Raw genomic sequence first — 16914 nt, forward strand, 5'->3', positions numbered from 1 at the left:
GGGTGTGACGTCGCACTTGGCAGGGGATTGCCAGTCAAAACAGGTGTAAGTCGGAGCGTGCCGACTGCTGTTACAGGTCTTTACGGAGGCCGCCATGTTGCGTCGATTATTGTTAGGTGCAGTACTGGGTCTTGGATTGTCTGGCTGCTACTACTACGCCGGTCCTGCCGACGTCTACGGGGGACCTTATTACTACCCCGGCTACTACTCGCCCTATTACTACGGTTACTACGGTCCGCGTTATTACGGTGGTTATCGCGCCTATTACTACGGTGGGCATGGTTACTACCGTGGCCACGGCGGCGGACACGGACATCATGGCGGTGGACATCGAGGTGGCCACCGTTAATCAGGGCGCGAATGGATGAAAAACCTTTCATCGGCCAGATGTTTCCACTTGTTTCGATGGCGCACCAGATTCCGAATTCGGTGTCTGATCTTTCGACAGTCACCGAACATTTGACTGTCGCCTGCCAGCGTCGCTGGTGTGGCTTACCCGCGGTCCAGGAGGCCGCCATGCTCTGTCGAATTCTTCTGCTAGCTGTGTTGGGATTGTCCCTTGGTGGATGCGTGCCTTATTACGATGAAGGAGGCAGTTACTACAGTTCCGAGGTCTATACCTCGCCATCGCCAACCTATTACGCCGGGGGGAGTTCCTACTACTCCAATGGTGGCGGTTACTACACACCGCCGCCCCGGTACTACGTGCCGCCAGCGCGGTATTACCAGCCGACACCGCGCTATTACTCACAGCCACGGATCTATCAACCGTCGCGCTATTACTCGCAGCCGCGGATGTATCAACCATCGCGCCATTACCAGTCGGCCCCTCGTTACTATCAGCCGTCGCGTGGCGACTACCGCACGCATCACAACCATGGCTGGGACGGCCGTAACCGCGGGAACTGGAACAACGACTATCGCGGTAACGGTCGAGGCTATCGCAGCGGGCGGGGCGGCCACCGATAGCTTTGTACAAAACACAACTCTGAATGTGGGAGCGAGCTTGCTCGCGAAGGCGGAGTGTCAGTCAACATCAATGTTGCTGAGATGACGCTTTCGCGAGCAAGTCGAATCGTCGCACCGCCGCTCCCACAGTGTTGTGTGCAGTTTTCAGTATTCGGACAAATCCGCCAGCGGATGCCGACCTTCCCAAGCCTTGTGAAAATGCGCCTCTACCACCGCGTCCGGCACGTTGTTGATGTCCGGCCAGTGCCAGTGCGGCTTCTGGTCCTTGTCGATCAGCCGGGCACGTACGCCTTCGCTGAATTCCGGATGCCGACAGCAGTTGAGGCTCAGGGTGTATTCCATCTGGAAGACTTCGGCCAATGACAGGTGTCGGGCTCGAATGATCTGCTCCCACACCAGACGAGCGGTCAGCGGAGCGCCTTCGCTCAGGGTCCTGGCGGCGCGGCTCAGCAACAGGTCGGTGTGATCGCGCAAGGCGCTGATGGCCTTCCAGGCGCAACGCACGTCGCTGACATCCAGCAGTTCGTCGATCTGCTGGCGGCGCGGCAGCCACTGGGCTTCGGGCATCTGCGCCACGGCTTCCTGCTGCAAGGCCTTGAGCAGGCTGTTGAGCTGCATGGGTGTCTGTTCCTGCCAGTTCAATTGCAACAGGCCTTCGATCAATTGCGGCTGCTGCTCATCGAGCAGGAAACGATCGGCCAGGTCCAGGTCGATGGCATCGCGGCCGTTCATGTGCGCACCGGTCAGGCCCAGGAACAACCCGAGCTTGCCGGGCAGGCGCGACAGAAACCAACTGGCGCCAACGTCCGGGTACAGGCCGATGCTGATCTCCGGCATGGCCAAGCGGCTGCTCGGCGTGACGATGCGGATGCCTGCCCCTTGCAACAGTCCCATGCCACCGCCGAGCACATAGCCGTGGCCCCAGCAGATCAGCGGTTTCGGGTAGGTATGAAGTTTGAAGTCCAGGCGATATTCCGCCGCAAAGAACTGCGCGGCCAGTGGCGGTACTTCGCCCGGATGGACGCGACAGGCTTCCACCAGGCTGCGCACTTCGCCGCCGGCGCAAAAGGCCTTGGCACCATTGCCGCGCAACAGAACGCAGACGATCTGCGGGTCCTTGGCCCAGGCCCCCATTCGGTCGCGCAGGGCGTTGATCATCGGCAGGGACAGGGCGTTCAGGGACTTTTCGGCATCCAGGCTGGCGATGCCGATGCGCGCGCCGTCGGTGCCGGTGAGTTCTTCGAAGTGCAGATTCATCGTGACCTCGATCGGGAATTTGAGGGTTAAGTATGATCGCTGTGTGGGAAAGTGCCGGATCTGCGTCAGATCAATTGACAAGCGTGATGCGCTTTCCTAGGGTTCGCCCCATTGTTTTTTCCGGATGTAACCATGACTGCTGACGACCGTATCAAACTCGAACCGGGCTGGAAGGAGGCACTGCGTGCCGAATTCGACCAGCCCTACATGGCAGAGTTGCGAAACTTCCTGCAACAGGAGCGGGCGGCCGGTAAGGAGATCTATCCGCCGGGGCCGATGATTTTCAACGCGCTCAATTCCACGCCGCTGGACAAGGTCAAGGTAGTGATCCTCGGGCAGGACCCTTATCACGGCCCGGGCCAGGCCCATGGCTTGTGCTTCTCGGTGCAACCGGGCGTGCCGGCGCCGCCGTCGCTGGTGAACATTTACAAAGAGCTCAAACGCGACCTGAACATCGACATTCCCAACCATGGCTACTTGCAAAGCTGGGCCGAGCAGGGCGTGTTGATGCTCAATACCACCATGACCGTGGAGCGTGCCAATGCCAATGCGCACAAGGACAAGGGCTGGCAGTTTTTCACCGATCGGGTCATTGAAGTGGTCAGCCAACAGCAACCGCACCTGGTCTTCATGCTGTGGGGCGCCCATGCCCAGAGCAAGCAGAAGCTGATCGATGCGACCAAGCATCTGGTGTTGACCTCGGTGCATCCGTCACCGCTGTCGGCCTATCGCGGCTTTCTCGGTTGCGGACACTTCAGCCGGACCAACAAGTTTCTGGAGCAGAATGGCGAGACGCCGATCGAGTGGCGGTTGCCGCCGGTTTGATGGGCTGAGCAAGAGGGCCCCATCGCGAGCAAGCTCGCTCCCACAAGGATCACGCGAACCCTGTGGGAGCGAGCTTGCTCGCGATGAAGGCAACTCGGTCTATCAGACTGAATCCGGACCCCGGTTCCAGTACTTGAACAACGGCTCCGCCAGAAACAACACAAACAACAGCCGCATCACCTGCATCGCCGTCACCAGCGGCACCGACAGTTGCAGGGTTTCCGCTGTCAGGCTCATCTCGGCAATCCCGCCGGGCATCATGCCCAAGGTCAGTGAACGCAGATCCAGATGGGTCAGCGCACTCAAACCCAATGCCGCCGCCGTGGCGATCAGCATGGTCAACACCGTGCCGATCAGGGTGCGCCCCATGAACGACGGCGCACGCCGGAAAAACTGCCGGTTGAAGTGACAGCCCAGACCGCTGCCGATCAACCATTGGCCAATCTGGCTACCGCCGTTGGGCAAGCCGATGTGCAGGTCCCAGCCGATGCTGACGGCCGCACTGACCAGCAACGGACCGAACAGCCAGGGGTTGGGTTGACGCAGGCGCTCCCAGATCCAGGCCGCCAACGCGCCAGCGGGAAACAATACCGCCAGCCAGCGCCAATCGATGCTGCCAGCGTGGGAAATCGGCGCACCGTCGCCCAACAAATACTTGAAGGCTGCCGGCACGCAGAGCACCACGACCAACACCCGCAAACTCTGCCCCGCCGCCACACGGCTGAGTACCGCCCCATTGCGGGCGCCGAGGTTGACCATCTCCCCGGAACCGCCGGGCATGCTGGAAAAGAACGCCGTGGCGCGATCTTCTCCGGTACGGCGCATCAGCCACACGCCGACCACGGCGGACAGGCTGGTGACCAACGCACCAAAGAAAATCAAACCGAAATGACTCAGCACCTGCTCCATCACCACCGGGGTGAAGTGCAGGCCGATGCCGATACCGACGATCCACTGGCCGCACTTGCGCCCGCCAGGGATTTCGGCCAATTGCCAGGGTGTCAGGCAGCGCACGAGGATGATCGCCAGCAACGAGCCGACCATCCACGGCAAAGGCCAGCCGACCTGGCTGGCGAGGAAACCGCCAAGCAGGCCGACCAGCGGGGTTCCCCACCAGAGTTTGAAGGGGGACCGATCAGACATCGGCGACAACGCGTTGCGCCACTGAGCGTTTACGCCAGATCCGCACAATCGGCACCAGCAGCATGACCACGATCAACCCCCAGACACCGACGGTGATGCCGCTCGACCAGAGGATGTCCAGCGAACCGTTGGAGATCGACAGCGCCCGACGCAGGTTCTGCTCCATCAAGCCGCCAAGGATGAAACCCAGTAGGACCGGCGACAGCGGGAAGTCGAGCTTGCGCAGGATGTAGCCGAAGATGCCGATACCGATCATCAGGAACAGGTCGAAGGTGGTGGCATGCACCGCGTACACGCCGATAGCGGTGATGATCGCAATCATCGGCACCAGCGCCCAGTTCGGCACGGCGAGGATTTTGGTGAAGATGCGGATCATCGGGATATTGAGGATCACCAGCATGATGTTGGCGATAAACAATGACGCAATCAGGCCCCAGACGATGTCCGGTTGCTGTTGGAACAGCAGGGGGCCGGGCGTGATGTTGTACAGCGACAGCGCACCGATCATCACCGCCGTGGTGCCCGAGCCGGGAACACCGAGGGTCAGCATCGGCACCAACGCGCCGCAGGCTTCGGCACCGATGGCGGTTTCCGGGGCCGCAAGACCGCGTTTGTCGCCCTGGCCGAATTTGCCGCTTGGGCCGGCAATGCGTTTCTCGGTCATGTAGGCCACCGCACTGGCCAGCGTCGCTCCGGCACCCGGCAGTACGCCCATGATGAAGCCGAGCACGCCACAACGCATGTTCACCCAGAACACCGAAGCGGCTTCCTTGAAGTTGAACAGCATGCGCCCGGTCGCCTGGAAGGCTTCCTGGCCACGGTGGGTTTTTTCCAGCAGCAACAGGATTTCACTGATGGAGAACAGGCCCAGCACCAGCACTACGAATTGAATGCCGTCGGTGAGGTGGATGTTATCGCCGGTGAAGCGGTACACACCGCTGTTGGCGTCAATGCCGACCGTCGACAGAAACAGCCCGATCAGCGCGGCGATGAAGGTCTTGAGCGGGCGGTCGCCGGCCATGCCGCCGAGACAGACAATCGCAAACACCATCAGCACGAAGTATTCCGCCGGGCCGAAGGCAATCGCCCATTTCGCCAGCATCGGCGCGAACACCACCATCCCGCAGGTGGCGATGAACGCGCCGATGAACGAACTCCAGGCCGACAGCGACAGGGCAACACCGGCCAGGCCTTGACGGGCCATCGGGTAGCCGTCGAGGGTCGTCATCACGGTGGAGGCTTCGCCGGGAATGTTCAGCAGGATCGAACTGATCCGGCCGCCGTATTCGCAACCCAGATACACCGCCGCCAGCAGGATCAATGCCGACTCCGGCGGCAGGCCCAGTGCGAACGCAATCGGGATCAGCAATGCCACACCGTTGATCGGCCCCAGCCCCGGCAGCAGGCCGACGACGGTGCCGATCAGCGTGCCGCTGAGGGCGGTCACCAGGTTGTAAGGGGTTAGTGCGACGCCGAAGCCGTGACTCAAATAACCAAGCGTATCCATATCAGTTCTCCAGAACGTCGAGCAGGCCCAGAGGCAGTGGCACGTCCATGACTTTGTCGAACAGCAGGTACAGACCGACGCTCATCAGGCTGATGATTATCGCGCCCGGCAGCCAGCGTCCGCCGTACAGGCGAGCCATCGGTATGCCAACCAACATGCTGCTGAGAATGAAGCCCAGCGGTTCGAACAGCCCGGCGAAGACCAGCAGCAACAGTACGCAAACACCAATTTTGGTCAGGGTTTCGCGATCCAGCGGTGGCTCTTCATCGGTGTGCTTGATCGGCGAAGGGCGATACACCATGTACACCAGCGCCAGGCCCATCAGTCCCAGCATCAGCAGGGGGAAGGCTCGCGGGCCGATCGGTTCGTAGGAAAAAGGTGCCTGGTAGGGCCAGGCCATCGCCACCAGGCTGAGGCAGGCCAGCAACAGCACCGAAGCAAAAATGCGTTGTAAGAGCATGGGGAACTCCTGTGCCGCGACTCCGCCAAACGGAGCCGCGGCCGCTAGACAGAGGCGATCACTGGATCAGGCCGAACTCTTTGGCCAGCACTTTGTAGTCCGCAACCTGCTTCTTCACGTAGGTGTCCAGTTCCGGGCCGGTCATGGCGAACGGGAACAGTTCACGCTGGTCGCGCAGCTTGGCGAACTCGGGGGAGGCCAGCAGCTTGTCGAAGGAGTCCTTCCACCAGGCATAGTCTTCATCGCTGACTTTTGGCCCGAGGTAGAAGCCGCGAACCACCGGCCAGACGATGTCGTAGCCTTGCTCGCGGGCTGTCGGAATGTCCTTCATTTCCGGCTCGTCCAGGCGCTTGTCGGAGAACACCGCCAGCAGGCGCATGTCGCCACTCTGGATGTGCGGCATGGAGTCGGAGATGTCGGTGCTGCCGACCTGGATGTGGCCGCCGAGCAGGGCGGTAGCAATCTCGCCGCCACCTTCGAGGGCAACGTAACGCAGGTCACGGGGGTTGATCCCGGCGGCCTTGGCGATCAGCGCGGTTTGCATCCAGTCCTGGCTGCCGACGGTGCCGCCGGAACCGATCACCACTTTGCTCGGATCTTTCTTCAGTGCCTGGACCAGATCGTCGAGGGTCTTGTAGGGCGAATCGCTTTTCACCGCGATGGCGCCATAGCTGGTGCCAACGGCGGCCAGCCAGCGCACGTGGCTTTCATCGAAACGACCGAACTTGCCCTGGGCCAGGTTCAGCAGCGAACCACTGGACCAGGCCACCAGGGTGCCGGCATCGGCCGGACGTTGGGCGACCACTGCGTTGTAGGCCACTGCGCCAACGCCGCCGGGCATGTAGGTCACGCGCATCGGTTTGGTCAGCAGTTTTTCGTTGATCAGCGCGCTTTGCGCCAGTTTGCAGGTCAGGTCGAAACCGCCGCCGGGCGAGGCCGGTGCGATGCATTCCGGGCGTTTGGGTTCGGCAAGCACATGGCCGGTAAACAGCAGTACGCTGGCCGCGAGGGCAATTTTACGCATTGACAGGTTCATTCAAGTCTCCTTGGGAGTTGTTGTTATGGACGCACTGAATTACCAAAGGGCAACGCTATAGCTCACCAGCAGACGCACTTCATCGGCATCGCGAGCAGAGTAGTTGGAGCGGTAGGTGGCATTGCGCAGGCGCACGGCGACATCCTTGAGCGCGCCGCTTTGTACAACATATTTAATCTCGGAGTTGCGTTCCCACTCTTTGCCTTCGTCACCGTTCTTGAGCTTGATGTTGTCACCGCTCACATAGCGGCTCATGAAGGTCAGACCGGGGACGCCGAGGGTGACGAAGTCGAAGTCATAACGGGCTTGCCAGGAGCGTTCTTCGGCGCCGGCAAAGTCGTTGATCTGCACGAAGTTCACCAGGTACGGGTCGGCGCCATCCACATACGGGAATGCGCTGTCGCCGGACATGTGCTGGTAGCCCGCGCTGAACTTGTGGCCACTCAAGGCGTAACTCACCAGGCCGTTGAGGGACTTGTTGTCGATCTTGCCGCCACGGGCCTCGCCCTGGTCATCACTGATGGCAAACCGCAGGTCGGTGCCAAAAGTGCCGGGGCCAAATGGCTGCGAAGCGATCAAACCGAGGAAATGCTGGTTGTAGACTTCATCGAGTTGCGCGAAGTGGTAGCTGCCGGTGATCTTGTCGGTGAGCTTGTAGTCCAGGCCGCCAAAATCAAAGTGCTTGCCGGCCACGGTGCCAGCGAAACGGCCGTTCTTGTTGTTGAGGGCAATGTCCTCGAAATCGGTGCTGTCGCGGTCCTTGGCTTTATCCAGACGCCCGCCGGTGAAGGTCAGGTTCTTGAGCTCTTTGGAGGTCAGCATGCCGCCCTCGAAGGTCTGCGGCAGGATGCGCCCGTCATTGGGCTTGAGGATCGGCAATTCCGGGATCAGGGTGCCGATTTTCAGCTCGCTGGCGGAGATTTTCATTTTGCCGGTCAGGCCGAGCTTGGAGTATTCGTCGACGGCGCGCCCATCGTCGGTCGGCAGCAGGCCGGTACCGGTACGGTCCGGGCTCGAATCGAGCTTAACCCCCATCATGCCCAGCGCATCGACACCGAACCCCACGGTGCCGTCGGTGTAGCCTGATTTCAGATTGAGCATGAACCCCTGGGCCCACTCGTCACGCTTGGACTGTTGGGCGCTGGTGCCGTCGCGAAAGTCGCGATTGAAGTACATGTTGCGGGTTTCGAAAGTGGCCGAGCTGTCTTCGAAGAATGCGGCCTGGCTCAACGGCGAAAAGCCGGCAAGGGCGGCAGCGCTGGCAAGCGCAGTGTGGCTGAAACGGGAGAGGCGGGCAGGCGCGATAGCCTGGGTCTGCAGGGACTGCATGGATGACTTACTCCGTTTATTGTTCTTATTTGTCGAAAACGCTTCGAGGCGTTTTTCGTATCGCTGTGTGGCTGCAGCGACGGCAGTCGAAACTGTCCGTGGCTGGACTGTAACGGGCTAACCTTTCGCTAACCTTTCAGCTGACTTTCACGGTTTTCGGGCTTCACAGCGGCGGTTGCGGCTGTAAACTTCGCGCCAGAGAATGGCGTCGACCATCCCGGAATGAGGTAAAGATCCATGCGTGTTCTGCTCGTCGAAGACCATTTGCAGCTCGCCGAAAGTGTCGCCCAGGCGCTCAAGAGCACCGGGCTGACCGTGGACGTTCTGCACGATGGCGTGGCAGCCGACCTGGCGCTGGGCAGCGAGGAATACGCCATGGCGATCCTCGACGTCGGCTTGCCGCGCATGGATGGTTTCGAAGTGCTGGCGCGTTTGCGGGCGCGGGGCAAGAACCTGCCGGTGTTGATGCTGACCGCCCGCAGCGACGTCAAGGACCGGGTCCACGGCCTCAACCTCGGCGCCGACGACTACCTGGCCAAGCCGTTCGAGCTGACCGAGCTCGAAGCCCGGGTCAAGGCCTTGTTGCGCCGCAGTGTGCTGGGCGGTGAACGAATTCAGCGTTGTGGTGTACTGGCCTATGACCTGGAAACCCGGCGTTTCACCCTCGGGGAAGAATTGCTGACCCTGACCTCCCGCGAACAGGCCGTGCTCGAAGCCCTGATCGCGCGCCCCGGTCGGGTGATGAGCAAGGAGCAGCTGGCGTCGCAAGTGTTCGGCCTCGACGAAGAGGCCAGCCCCGATGCCATCGAAATCTACGTGCACCGCCTGCGCAAGAAACTCGACGGTCAGCCGGTCGCCATCGTGACCTTCCGCGGCCTCGGTTACTTGCTGGAAAGCCGCGATGCATAAGCCCAGCAGCCTGCGCTGGAGGTTGCTGTGGAACCTGGCGCTGCTGCTGGTGGTGTTGATGCTGGCCAGTGGTTTGAGCGCCTACTGGAACGGACGCGAAGCTGCCGATACGGCCTATGACCGGACCCTGCTGGCGTCGGCGCGAACCATCGCTGCCGGCGTCTCCCAGCGCGACGGCACCCTGAGTGCCGACGTGCCCTACGTGGCCCTCGATACCTTTGCCTACGACAGTGCCGGGCGAATTTTCTACCTGGTCAACGACATCAATCAGAAGCTGATTTCCGGTTACGAAAACCTGCCCGCGCCACCGCCGGGAACGCCGCGCACCGATGACTATCCGGCGCTTGCACGTTTCTACAACGCCCAGTACCGCGGGCAGAACGTGCGCGTGGTGAGCCTGCTCAAGCCCGTGAGCGAGCCGAACATGAATGGCATGGCGGAAATTCGCGTGGCGGAAACCGATGAGGCGCGCGTCAGCATGGCCCGCAGTCTGGCGGCGGATACTTTGCTGCGCCTGGGCATGCTGGCAATCGGTGCGTTGATGCTGGTGTGGTTCGCGGTGAGTGCTGCGTTGCGCCCGCTGGAGCGCTTGCGCACGGCGGTGGAAGAGCGCCAGCCGGACGATCTGCGCCCCTTGCCTTTGGTGGAAGTGCAGCGCGAATTGTGGCCGCTGGTGCGCGCACTCAATCACTTTACCGAGCGCTTGCGTGGCCAGTTCGAGAAGCAGGCACAATTCATCGCCGACGCCGCCCACGAACTGCGCACGCCGCTGGCGGCACTCAAGGCGCGCCTGGAGCTGGGTCTGCGCTCGGCCGAGCCCGATATCTGGCGCAGCACGCTGGAGACTGCCGCCCAGGGCACTGATCGATTGACTCATCTGGCCAATCAGTTGCTTTCCCTGGCGCGGGTCGAAAATGGTGCCCGGGCGATTGCCGAGGGCGGCGCGCAGTTACTCGACCTGAGTCAGTTGGCACGGGAACTGGGCATGGCCATGGCGCCGTTGGCCCACAAGCGTGGTATCGCGCTGGCGCTGGAGGCGGATGAACCGGTCTGGCTGCGGGGCGAGCCGACGTTATTGAACGAACTGCTGAGCAATCTGGTGGATAACGCACTTGCCCACACGCCGCCGGGTGGCAACGTGATTCTGCGGGTCTCGGCGCCCGCCGTGCTGGAAGTCGAAGATGATGGCCCCGGCATACCTCTTGAAGAACGCGATCGGGTATTCGAGCGCTTTTATCGCCGCAATCAGCAAGTGGCCGGTTCCGGATTGGGGTTGGCGATTGTCGGTGAGATCTGCCGCGCGCATCTGGCCCAGATCAGCCTGCACGATGGCGAGCGGGCGGGGTTGAAGGTGCGGGTGAGTTTTGTTGCGGGGGATTGATGCCGCGTCTGTTCAGGCCCCTTCGCGAGCAAGCCCGCTCCCACATTTGATCAGCGGCGACTCGGTTCAATGTGGGAGCGGGCTTGCTCGCGAAGGGGGGCAACGCGGTCTTTGATCAGTAAAACATCGTGCGTGTTTCTTCCAGGTCGGCGCACATCGCCTTGTCGTCAAAATCGATTACAAGTGCCTTGTAGGCCGGTACGTTCAACGCATCGGTACTGGCGAGCGGGTGATCGGTGTCCTGCAGGCAATACAGGCTGGCCACCTGCACCAGATCCACATAGTCGACCTGCGCAGACTGGCGCTTGAAGTTCAGGTATAGCCGCGGCACTTGCACCAGCATGTCGGGAAATTCCCAGACCCTGAGCAGTTTTTCACCGATTAGCGGATGAATCCGGTCGATCACATGGTTGAGGCTGACCGGGTCGGACAGCAGCTCGTAGTGATCTTCGGCGTAGGTCAGGATCGGCAGCACGCCGATCTGGTGCACCAGACCGCCAAGGGCCGCCTGATCGGGCTTTAGTCGGGTGTAACTGCGGCACAAGGCGTAGCTGACGCCGGCGATTTCCAGGCTTTTACGCCAGACATCGCGCATTTTCTGTTCCACCACGTCGGAGCGGGCATGGAAAATCTGCTCCATGACCAGGCCGATCGCCAGGTTACAGCTGTAGTTGATGCCCAGGCGGGTGATCGCGGTATGCAGATCGGTCACTTCCTGGGTCGCGCGCAACAGTGGGCTGTTGACCACTTTGATCAGGCGTGCCGACAGCGCGGTATCACGGCCGATCACTTTGCTCAGGGTACTGACGCTGACTTCCGGGTTTTCCGCGGCCTTGCGAATCTGCAGGGCCACTTCCGGTAACGTTGGCAGAACCAGGTCATCGTTATTGATGGCCTCAACCAAATCCTGTTGGACCTTTTCCGCCAGCTTGCTCATTTAATCTCTCTAGGTGTCGCGCCAAGTGCTGCCGTTATTGCTGGATTTCGCGGTCGCGGTCCAGTTCATAAGGCAGGTCGAGCAGCTGCAAGGACGGCCCTTCGAGCACGCCCAGGTGGATGTCTCCACTTTCTGCTGCTTCGGCTTGCAACACAGCCAGGAGTTCAATGTTCTGTCCGGCGCGGGCCGCCAGCACCACTTCGCCGATGGCGCTGCCGTGGGTCGGGGAAAACAGCGGGGTACCCGGTTCAGGCAGTTCGCCGGCAGCCAGTTGCAGGCGATACAGGCGGCGCTTGAGTTTGCCCAGGTACTGCATCCGCGCGACGATTTCCTGCCCGGTGTAGCAACCTTTCTTGAAACTCACGCCACCGACCGCTTGCAGGTTGAGCATCTGGGGGATGAACAACTCGCGGGTGCCGGGCATGACCTGGCCGATCCCGGCGCGGATCTGGCCCAGCAGCCATTGATTCAGATCGCCTTCGCTCAGCACAGCCGAAAGCTTGCCTTTGACCGCATCGGCTTGACCGGCGGCAACCCACAGTTCGGCACGTTCAGGCGAGACGCGTATGGCAATCAATCCATCGTTGCGCACGACGCTGTCGGTTTCTGCCGGCAGGTCCAGGCCGAGGCTGACCAGCGCGGCGTCGCCATGGTCGATGCCGAAGCGGACCCAGGCGGCACTTTCGTCGGTCAGTTTCGACTTGGAAAATACTGCGTATTTTTTCAGGTCCGCCAGTTGCGGTTCGAGCAATTCGGTGGCCATGGCCAGGGCCACGCCGTCACCTTCGAGCAGGATGCGGAAACTCGATTGCATCCGGCCTTTTTGCGTGCAGCGGGCACCGAGGCTGGCCCGGGAATCGCTCAGGTAGTTGAGGTTGCAGGTCAGTTGGCCTTGCAGGAATTTGCTGGCGTCCGCGCCGCGGACCGCGAGAACACCTTCATGAGAAAGGGTGCAGAAAAAAGCAGAATCGGCCATGGGTCATCGCAGGGTAAAAAGTCTGATGGACATCATAAGGGGCCGCCTTCGAAATGGGTAGTTAACAAAGGCTCGACGGTGGCCGACCAAAGCCGACTGTTCGACGGGGCGCGGGCCTGTATACTTGCGGCCTATTTGAGGAGCGCTCCATGGTCGAAGATGTTGAACTGAACCGCCTCTACTGGCACAGCCGCCGCGGCATGCTTGAGCTTGATGTGTTGCTGGTGCCGTTTGTGAAAGAGGTTTATCGGCACCTCAACGAGGTTGATCGCGCCTGCTATGTCAGGTTGCTCGAATGCGAAGATCAGGACATGTTCGGCTGGTTCATGGAACGCAGCGAATCGGAAGATCCTGAGCTGCAACGCATGGTTCGCATGATCCTGGATCGTGTCCAGCCCAAGTAATGGGTTCGAATGCCGCTGGCATGCCTCACGGCAGTTGCTGGCGGCCTATCTTCTGGCCCAGCTGTTCGCGTTGGGTTCGTTGTTTTTACTGTCGATTCCGGTCTGGGCCAGCTCGCTCGGCGCCGTGCTGTGCGTGGTTCACGGAGTCTGGCTGTTGCCCCGGCAAATCCTGCTGACCCACCCGCAGGCCTTTTGCGGCTTGCGGCGCGATGCCGATGGCTGGCAGTTGTGGAGTCGTGCCAAGGGCTGGCAGCCCGTGCAACTAAGGCCGGACAGCCTGGCGCTGCCGTTGGTGGTGGTACTGCGTTTTCGATTACGGGGCGAGCGCCGGGTCAGGGCCATTTGCGTACCCCGGGATGCGCAGGCGGCGGATGTGCACCGACGCCTGCGGGTGCGGCTCAAATTCAGCCGACGTAGGTGGGCGGTACCAGAATAGTGTCCAGCGCGACCGGCAACATGTCCGGGTAGTCGAGGGTGTAATGCAGGCCACGGCTTTCCTTGCGTTCCATGGCTGACAGAATCATCAGCTCGGCAACCTGGGCCAGGTTGCGCAGCTCGATCAAGTCCCGGCTGACCTTGTAGTTGCTGTAGAACTCGTCGATTTCATCCAGCAACAGCTGCACGCGATGTTGCGCCCGTTGCAGGCGCTTGTTGGTGCGCACGATGCCAACGTAGTCCCACATGAATCGCCGCAGCTCATCCCAGTTGTGCGCAATGATCACGTCTTCATCGGAATCGGTGACCTGGCTCGCATCCCAGGCGGGAAGGGGCGTTGGCATCGGAACCCGGGGCAACTGTTCGAGAATGTCCGCGGCCGCCGAGCGGGCATAGACGAAACATTCCAGCAGCGAGTTGCTGGCCATGCGGTTGGCGCCGTGCAGGCCGGTGAAACTGGTTTCGCCGATGGCATACAACCCCGGCACATCGGTGCGACCCTGTTGATCGACCATCACGCCGCCGCAGGTGTAGTGCGCCGCCGGGACCACCGGGATCGGTTGTTTGGTGATGTCGATGGAAAATTCCAGGCAGCGTTCGTACACCGTCGGGAAGTGCGTCTTGATGAAGGCTTCGGGTTTGTGGCTGATGTCCAGATAGACGCAGTCGATGCCCAGGCGCTTCATTTCATGGTCGATGGCCCGGGCAACGATGTCTCGTGGGGCCAACTCGGCCCGTGGATCGAAGCGCTGCATGAAGCGCTCGCCGTTGGGCAGCTTCAGGTGGGCACCTTCGCCTCGCAGGGCTTCGGTGACCAGGAAACTCTTGGCTTGCGGGTGATACAGGCAAGTAGGGTGGAACTGGTTGAATTCCAGGTTCGCCACCCGGCAGCCCGAGCGCCAGGCCATGGCGATGCCATCGCCGCAGGCGCCGTCAGGGTTACTGGTGTAGAGGTAAACCTTGGCGGCACCACCGGAGGCGAGGATCACAAAGCGGGCGCCGTAGGTGTCGACTTCACCGGTACCGCGATTGAGCACATAGGCGCCGAGGCAGCGATCACCTTCGAGTCCCAGGCGTTTCTCGGTAATCAGGTCAACCGCAACCCGCTGCTCCAGCAGTTCGATGTTCGGTCGTTTCCGGGCCTGGTCGAGCAGGGTAGTGAAAATGGCAGCGCCGGTGGCATCGGCTGCGTGGATGATGCGCCGATGGCTGTGACCGCCCTCGCGGGTGAGGTGGAACTCGAACCCGCCATCTTCGTTACCCGATTGTTCATCGCGGGTAAAGGGCACGCCCTGGTCGATCAGCCATTGAATCGCTTCCCGGCTGTGCTCGACGGTAAAGCGCACGGCGTCCTCATGACACAGGCCGCCGCCGGCATTGAGGGTGTCATCGACATGGGACTCAACGGTATCGGTGTCATCGAGAACGGCCGCAACGCCGCCCTGGGCCCAGAAAGTCGAGCCATTGGCGAGGTTGCCCTTGCTCAGAACGGCAATGCGCAAATGACCGGGCAAGGTCAGCGCAAGGCTCAAGCCGGCAGCACCGCTGCCAATTACCAGAACATCGTGTTGAAACTGTTGGCTCATTTCAGGATTCCGCTCAAAGCGACCCGGGTCGGGGGTGGCGCAGCTGGACTTTCGAGTCAATGCAGCCGCACTGCCCACTAGTATATAGAGGGGGGGAGCGGCACAATACCCGAGCTAGCATGGCATTGTGAAACTACCGTGACGCAAAACATCGGTCGCTTCGTCGGATGTTTTTCTGCCCGTTGGGCGCGAGAATGACTGTATCGCCGATTTAACAGTCTTTTTCCCTTCACGGTTGCACAATGTCGGGTTGGTACGGCTATAAATAATTGGAACTTTTGCCAAAGGGCCAAGATCAATAGACGGTTGCCTGAAACAAGGGACAGTGTCGGCTTCAGTGCCGGATTGCAGTTCGATCCTTGCTGAAGAATCCGATGACAAGATTATCCGCGCAGCCGGGTCAACTCGTGCTGCGCTTTTCGTGCGTGCCAAATCAGAGCCCGCAGGAAACTTGCCTGGAGGGGGAGAACTTTTGCGAAAAGCCCGAGTCTATGTTTGCAAGTCTGGTGGTTTACTTCTGCAAGCCTCCTCCGAGCTCATCGAGGAGTGTTCATGCTAACCCAGGAAGAGGATCAGCAACTGGTCGAACGCGTTCAGCGCGGCGACAAGCGTGCTTTCGATCTGCTAGTGCTGAAATACCAGCACAAAATTCTCGGGTTGATCGTGCGTTTCGTGCACGACACCCATGAAGCCCAGGATGTGGCACAAGAAGCCTTTATCAAGGCATACCGTGCACTTGGAAATTTTCGCGGAGACAGCGCGTTTTATACGTGGCTTTACCGCATCGCCATCAACACGGCGAAAAACTATCTGGTTTCACGCGGCCGTCGGCCGCCGGATAGCGATGTCAGTTCCGAGGATGCAGAGTTCTACGATGGCGATCATGGCCTCAAGGATCTCGAGTCGCCAGAGCGGGCTTTGCTGCGGGATGAGATCGAAGGCACCGTCCATCGAACCATTCAGCAACTGCCGGAAGATTTGCGTACGGCTTTAACTTTACGTGAGTTTGATGGTCTGAGTTACGAGGACATTGCGAGTGTCATGCAATGTCCGGTAGGCACCGTGCGCTCCCGGATTTTCCGCGCCCGGGAGGCCATCGACAAAGCCCTGCAGCCGTTGTTGCAGGAAAACTAAAGACAGCGGCGACAGCCAAGAGAGGAACGCCATGAGTCGTGAAGCCCTGCAGGAATCGCTGTCCGCAGTGATGGATAACGAAGCGGACGAATTGGAATTGCGTCGGGTATTGAATGCCTGTGACGATGTAGAAACCCGTGAAACCTGGGCTCGTTATCAGATCGCTCGGGCAGTGATGCACAAGGATCTGCTGCTTCCACGCCTGGACATCGCCGCGGCTGTTTCTGCTGCCCTGGCTGACGAAGCCGTACCGGCAAAAGCTTCCCGTGGTCCATGGCGCAGCCTGGGTCGTCTGGCGGTCGCTGCCTCGGTGACCCTGGCGGTGCTGGCCGGCGTGCGTCTGTACAACCAGGATGAGATCGCCGGTGTCGAACTGGCCCAGCAATCCGCTCAACCCGGACTGGCTGCTCCACAAGTAAAAGGCCCAGCCGTTTTGGCAGGCTACAATGAGAGTTCGGATGCTACTGGCCCAATGGCCAACGGCGTACTGCAAGGTCAGCCAGGCTGGCACGATCAGCGTCTGCCAGGTTACTTGCGCCAACACGCACAACAGGCTGCATTGAAAGGCACTGAGAGCGCTCTGCCTTACGCTCGTGCCGCAAGTCTGGAAAACCGTTAAGGAGGAT

At 60.7% G+C, this 16914-nt stretch carries 18 protein-coding genes; 9 read left to right on the forward strand and 9 right to left on the reverse strand.

Annotated elements, in window-relative coordinates; genetic code table 11:
- Positions 1 to 94: 94 nt before the first annotated feature.
- Together AC1RDQ_RS17755 and AC1RDQ_RS17760 are read left to right on the forward strand one after the other, a co-directional pair.
- On the forward strand, positions 95 to 349 hold the full coding sequence (locus AC1RDQ_RS17755) for a hypothetical protein (RefSeq protein ID WP_079246796.1): 255 nt from the start codon (positions 95 to 97) through the stop codon (positions 347 to 349).
- 167 nt (positions 350 to 516) lie between these two features.
- Positions 517 to 969: a DUF1517 domain-containing protein gene (locus AC1RDQ_RS17760; RefSeq protein WP_150814277.1), complete on the forward strand. Its 453-nt coding sequence runs from the start codon at positions 517 to 519 to the stop codon at positions 967 to 969.
- 144 nt (positions 970 to 1113) lie between these two features.
- On the opposite strand, the gene dspII is transcribed toward AC1RDQ_RS17760, so the two are convergent.
- Positions 1114 to 2226, reverse strand: coding sequence for an enoyl-CoA hydratase/isomerase DspII (gene dspII, locus AC1RDQ_RS17765; RefSeq protein WP_154947598.1), 1113 nt, complete (start codon positions 2224 to 2226; stop codon positions 1114 to 1116).
- A 132-nt stretch (positions 2227 to 2358) separates the two neighbouring features.
- On the opposite strand from dspII, the gene ung reads away from it, so the two are divergent.
- Entirely contained in the window at positions 2359 to 3051 is a 693-nt protein-coding gene (gene ung, locus AC1RDQ_RS17770) for a uracil-DNA glycosylase (protein WP_492587801.1), read from the forward strand.
- A gap of 102 nt (positions 3052 to 3153) precedes the next feature.
- Here ung and AC1RDQ_RS17775 read toward each other — a convergent pair whose 3' ends face one another.
- From AC1RDQ_RS17775 to AC1RDQ_RS17795, 5 genes are read right to left on the reverse strand one after another with little or no spacing between them, the layout of a single operon-like run.
- The gene (locus tag AC1RDQ_RS17775) at positions 3154 to 4194 is read right to left on the reverse strand and encodes an AbrB family transcriptional regulator (RefSeq protein WP_492587802.1); all 1041 of its coding nucleotides are present in this window, start codon (positions 4192 to 4194) and stop codon (positions 3154 to 3156) included.
- Positions 4187 to 5701, reverse strand: coding sequence for a tripartite tricarboxylate transporter permease (locus tag AC1RDQ_RS17780; protein WP_150814280.1), 1515 nt, complete (start codon positions 5699 to 5701; stop codon positions 4187 to 4189). The genes AC1RDQ_RS17775 and AC1RDQ_RS17780 overlap by 8 nt, the downstream gene beginning before the upstream one ends.
- A 1-nt stretch (position 5702) precedes the next feature.
- Positions 5703 to 6161 (reverse strand): tripartite tricarboxylate transporter TctB family protein, encoded by a 459-nt coding sequence (locus AC1RDQ_RS17785; RefSeq protein WP_057716032.1) that lies wholly within the window; start codon positions 6159 to 6161, stop codon positions 5703 to 5705.
- 58 nt (positions 6162 to 6219) lie between these two features.
- Positions 6220 to 7197 carry a Bug family tripartite tricarboxylate transporter substrate binding protein gene (locus AC1RDQ_RS17790; RefSeq protein ID WP_218495108.1) on the reverse strand — a complete coding sequence of 326 codons (978 nt, stop codon included), beginning with the start codon at positions 7195 to 7197 and terminating at the stop codon, positions 6220 to 6222.
- 39 nt (positions 7198 to 7236) lie between these two features.
- Positions 7237 to 8526 carry an OprD family porin gene (locus AC1RDQ_RS17795; RefSeq protein WP_154861749.1) on the reverse strand — a complete coding sequence of 430 codons (1290 nt, stop codon included), beginning with the start codon at positions 8524 to 8526 and terminating at the stop codon, positions 7237 to 7239.
- Positions 8527 to 8763: 237 nt separating this feature from the next.
- Between AC1RDQ_RS17795 and AC1RDQ_RS17800 the strand changes: the two genes are divergently transcribed.
- On the forward strand, positions 8764 to 9435 hold the full coding sequence (locus AC1RDQ_RS17800) for a response regulator (protein WP_007979804.1): 672 nt from the start codon (positions 8764 to 8766) through the stop codon (positions 9433 to 9435).
- Positions 9428 to 10816, forward strand: coding sequence for a sensor histidine kinase (locus AC1RDQ_RS17805; RefSeq protein ID WP_223504045.1), 1389 nt, complete (start codon positions 9428 to 9430; stop codon positions 10814 to 10816). Before AC1RDQ_RS17800 ends, AC1RDQ_RS17805 begins: the two co-directional genes overlap by 8 nt.
- Before the next feature lie 115 nt (positions 10817 to 10931).
- Here the strand turns inward: AC1RDQ_RS17805 and AC1RDQ_RS17810 are convergent, their stop codons facing one another.
- Together AC1RDQ_RS17810 and ygfZ are read right to left on the reverse strand one after the other, a co-directional pair.
- A complete protein-coding gene (locus tag AC1RDQ_RS17810) occupies positions 10932 to 11753 on the reverse strand; it encodes an HDOD domain-containing protein (RefSeq protein WP_492587803.1) in 822 nt (273 codons plus the stop codon).
- Between the two features lie 34 nt (positions 11754 to 11787).
- On the reverse strand, positions 11788 to 12729 hold the full coding sequence (gene ygfZ / locus AC1RDQ_RS17815) for a CAF17-like 4Fe-4S cluster assembly/insertion protein YgfZ (protein ID WP_492587804.1): 942 nt from the start codon (positions 12727 to 12729) through the stop codon (positions 11788 to 11790).
- 149 nt (positions 12730 to 12878) lie between these two features.
- On the opposite strand from ygfZ, the gene AC1RDQ_RS17820 reads away from it, so the two are divergent.
- Together AC1RDQ_RS17820 and AC1RDQ_RS17825 are read left to right on the forward strand one after the other, a co-directional pair.
- Positions 12879 to 13133, forward strand: coding sequence for an FAD assembly factor SdhE (locus AC1RDQ_RS17820; protein WP_057716026.1), 255 nt, complete (start codon positions 12879 to 12881; stop codon positions 13131 to 13133).
- Positions 13117 to 13569: a protein YgfX gene (locus AC1RDQ_RS17825; protein WP_349733342.1), complete on the forward strand. Its 453-nt coding sequence runs from the start codon at positions 13117 to 13119 to the stop codon at positions 13567 to 13569. Before AC1RDQ_RS17820 ends, AC1RDQ_RS17825 begins: the two co-directional genes overlap by 17 nt.
- On the opposite strand, the gene nadB is transcribed toward AC1RDQ_RS17825, so the two are convergent.
- Positions 13538 to 15154, reverse strand: a complete 1617-nt coding sequence (gene nadB, locus AC1RDQ_RS17830) for an L-aspartate oxidase (RefSeq protein ID WP_492587805.1) — start codon at positions 15152 to 15154, stop codon at positions 13538 to 13540. The two genes, AC1RDQ_RS17825 and nadB, sit on opposite strands and share 32 nt — an antisense overlap.
- A gap of 552 nt (positions 15155 to 15706) precedes the next feature.
- On the opposite strand from nadB, the gene rpoE reads away from it, so the two are divergent.
- A complete protein-coding gene (rpoE, locus tag AC1RDQ_RS17835; RefSeq protein ID WP_003172477.1) occupies positions 15707 to 16288 on the forward strand; it encodes an RNA polymerase sigma factor RpoE/AlgU in 582 nt (193 codons plus the stop codon).
- Between the two features lie 31 nt (positions 16289 to 16319).
- Positions 16320 to 16907, forward strand: a complete 588-nt coding sequence (locus AC1RDQ_RS17840; RefSeq protein WP_057716023.1) for a sigma-E factor negative regulatory protein — start codon at positions 16320 to 16322, stop codon at positions 16905 to 16907.
- The last annotated feature ends 7 nt before the right edge of the window (positions 16908 to 16914 follow it).

Source organism: Pseudomonas sp. GW823-FHT02E01, assembly GCF_058797535.1.

What these genes read in the sequence shown, in the direction of transcription:
- AC1RDQ_RS17785 (WP_057716032.1), bottom strand. Translation starts at nt 6,161, where the DNA reads ATGCTCTTACAACGCATTTTTGCTTCGGTGCTGTTGCTGGCCTGCCTC.
- AC1RDQ_RS17795 (WP_154861749.1), bottom strand. Translation starts at nt 8,526, where the DNA reads ATGCAGTCCCTGCAGACCCAGGCTATCGCGCCTGCCCGCCTCTCCCGT.
- AC1RDQ_RS17755 (WP_079246796.1), top strand. Translation starts at nt 95, where the DNA reads ATGTTGCGTCGATTATTGTTAGGTGCAGTACTGGGTCTTGGATTGTCT.
- AC1RDQ_RS17805 (WP_223504045.1), top strand. Translation starts at nt 9,428, where the DNA reads ATGCATAAGCCCAGCAGCCTGCGCTGGAGGTTGCTGTGGAACCTGGCG.
- AC1RDQ_RS17780 (WP_150814280.1), bottom strand. Translation starts at nt 5,701, where the DNA reads ATGGATACGCTTGGTTATTTGAGTCACGGCTTCGGCGTCGCACTAACC.
- AC1RDQ_RS17840 (WP_057716023.1), top strand. Translation starts at nt 16,320, where the DNA reads ATGAGTCGTGAAGCCCTGCAGGAATCGCTGTCCGCAGTGATGGATAAC.
- ygfZ (WP_492587804.1), bottom strand. Translation starts at nt 12,729, where the DNA reads ATGGCCGATTCTGCTTTTTTCTGCACCCTTTCTCATGAAGGTGTTCTC.
- AC1RDQ_RS17790 (WP_218495108.1), bottom strand. Translation starts at nt 7,197, where the DNA reads ATGAACCTGTCAATGCGTAAAATTGCCCTCGCGGCCAGCGTACTGCTG.
- ung (WP_492587801.1), top strand. Translation starts at nt 2,359, where the DNA reads ATGACTGCTGACGACCGTATCAAACTCGAACCGGGCTGGAAGGAGGCA.
- AC1RDQ_RS17810 (WP_492587803.1), bottom strand. Translation starts at nt 11,753, where the DNA reads ATGAGCAAGCTGGCGGAAAAGGTCCAACAGGATTTGGTTGAGGCCATC.
- AC1RDQ_RS17800 (WP_007979804.1), top strand. Translation starts at nt 8,764, where the DNA reads ATGCGTGTTCTGCTCGTCGAAGACCATTTGCAGCTCGCCGAAAGTGTC.
- rpoE (WP_003172477.1), top strand. Translation starts at nt 15,707, where the DNA reads ATGCTAACCCAGGAAGAGGATCAGCAACTGGTCGAACGCGTTCAGCGC.
- nadB (WP_492587805.1), bottom strand. Translation starts at nt 15,154, where the DNA reads ATGAGCCAACAGTTTCAACACGATGTTCTGGTAATTGGCAGCGGTGCT.
- AC1RDQ_RS17760 (WP_150814277.1), top strand. Translation starts at nt 517, where the DNA reads ATGCTCTGTCGAATTCTTCTGCTAGCTGTGTTGGGATTGTCCCTTGGT.
- dspII (WP_154947598.1), bottom strand. Translation starts at nt 2,226, where the DNA reads ATGAATCTGCACTTCGAAGAACTCACCGGCACCGACGGCGCGCGCATC.
- AC1RDQ_RS17820 (WP_057716026.1), top strand. Translation starts at nt 12,879, where the DNA reads ATGGTCGAAGATGTTGAACTGAACCGCCTCTACTGGCACAGCCGCCGC.
- AC1RDQ_RS17775 (WP_492587802.1), bottom strand. Translation starts at nt 4,194, where the DNA reads ATGTCTGATCGGTCCCCCTTCAAACTCTGGTGGGGAACCCCGCTGGTC.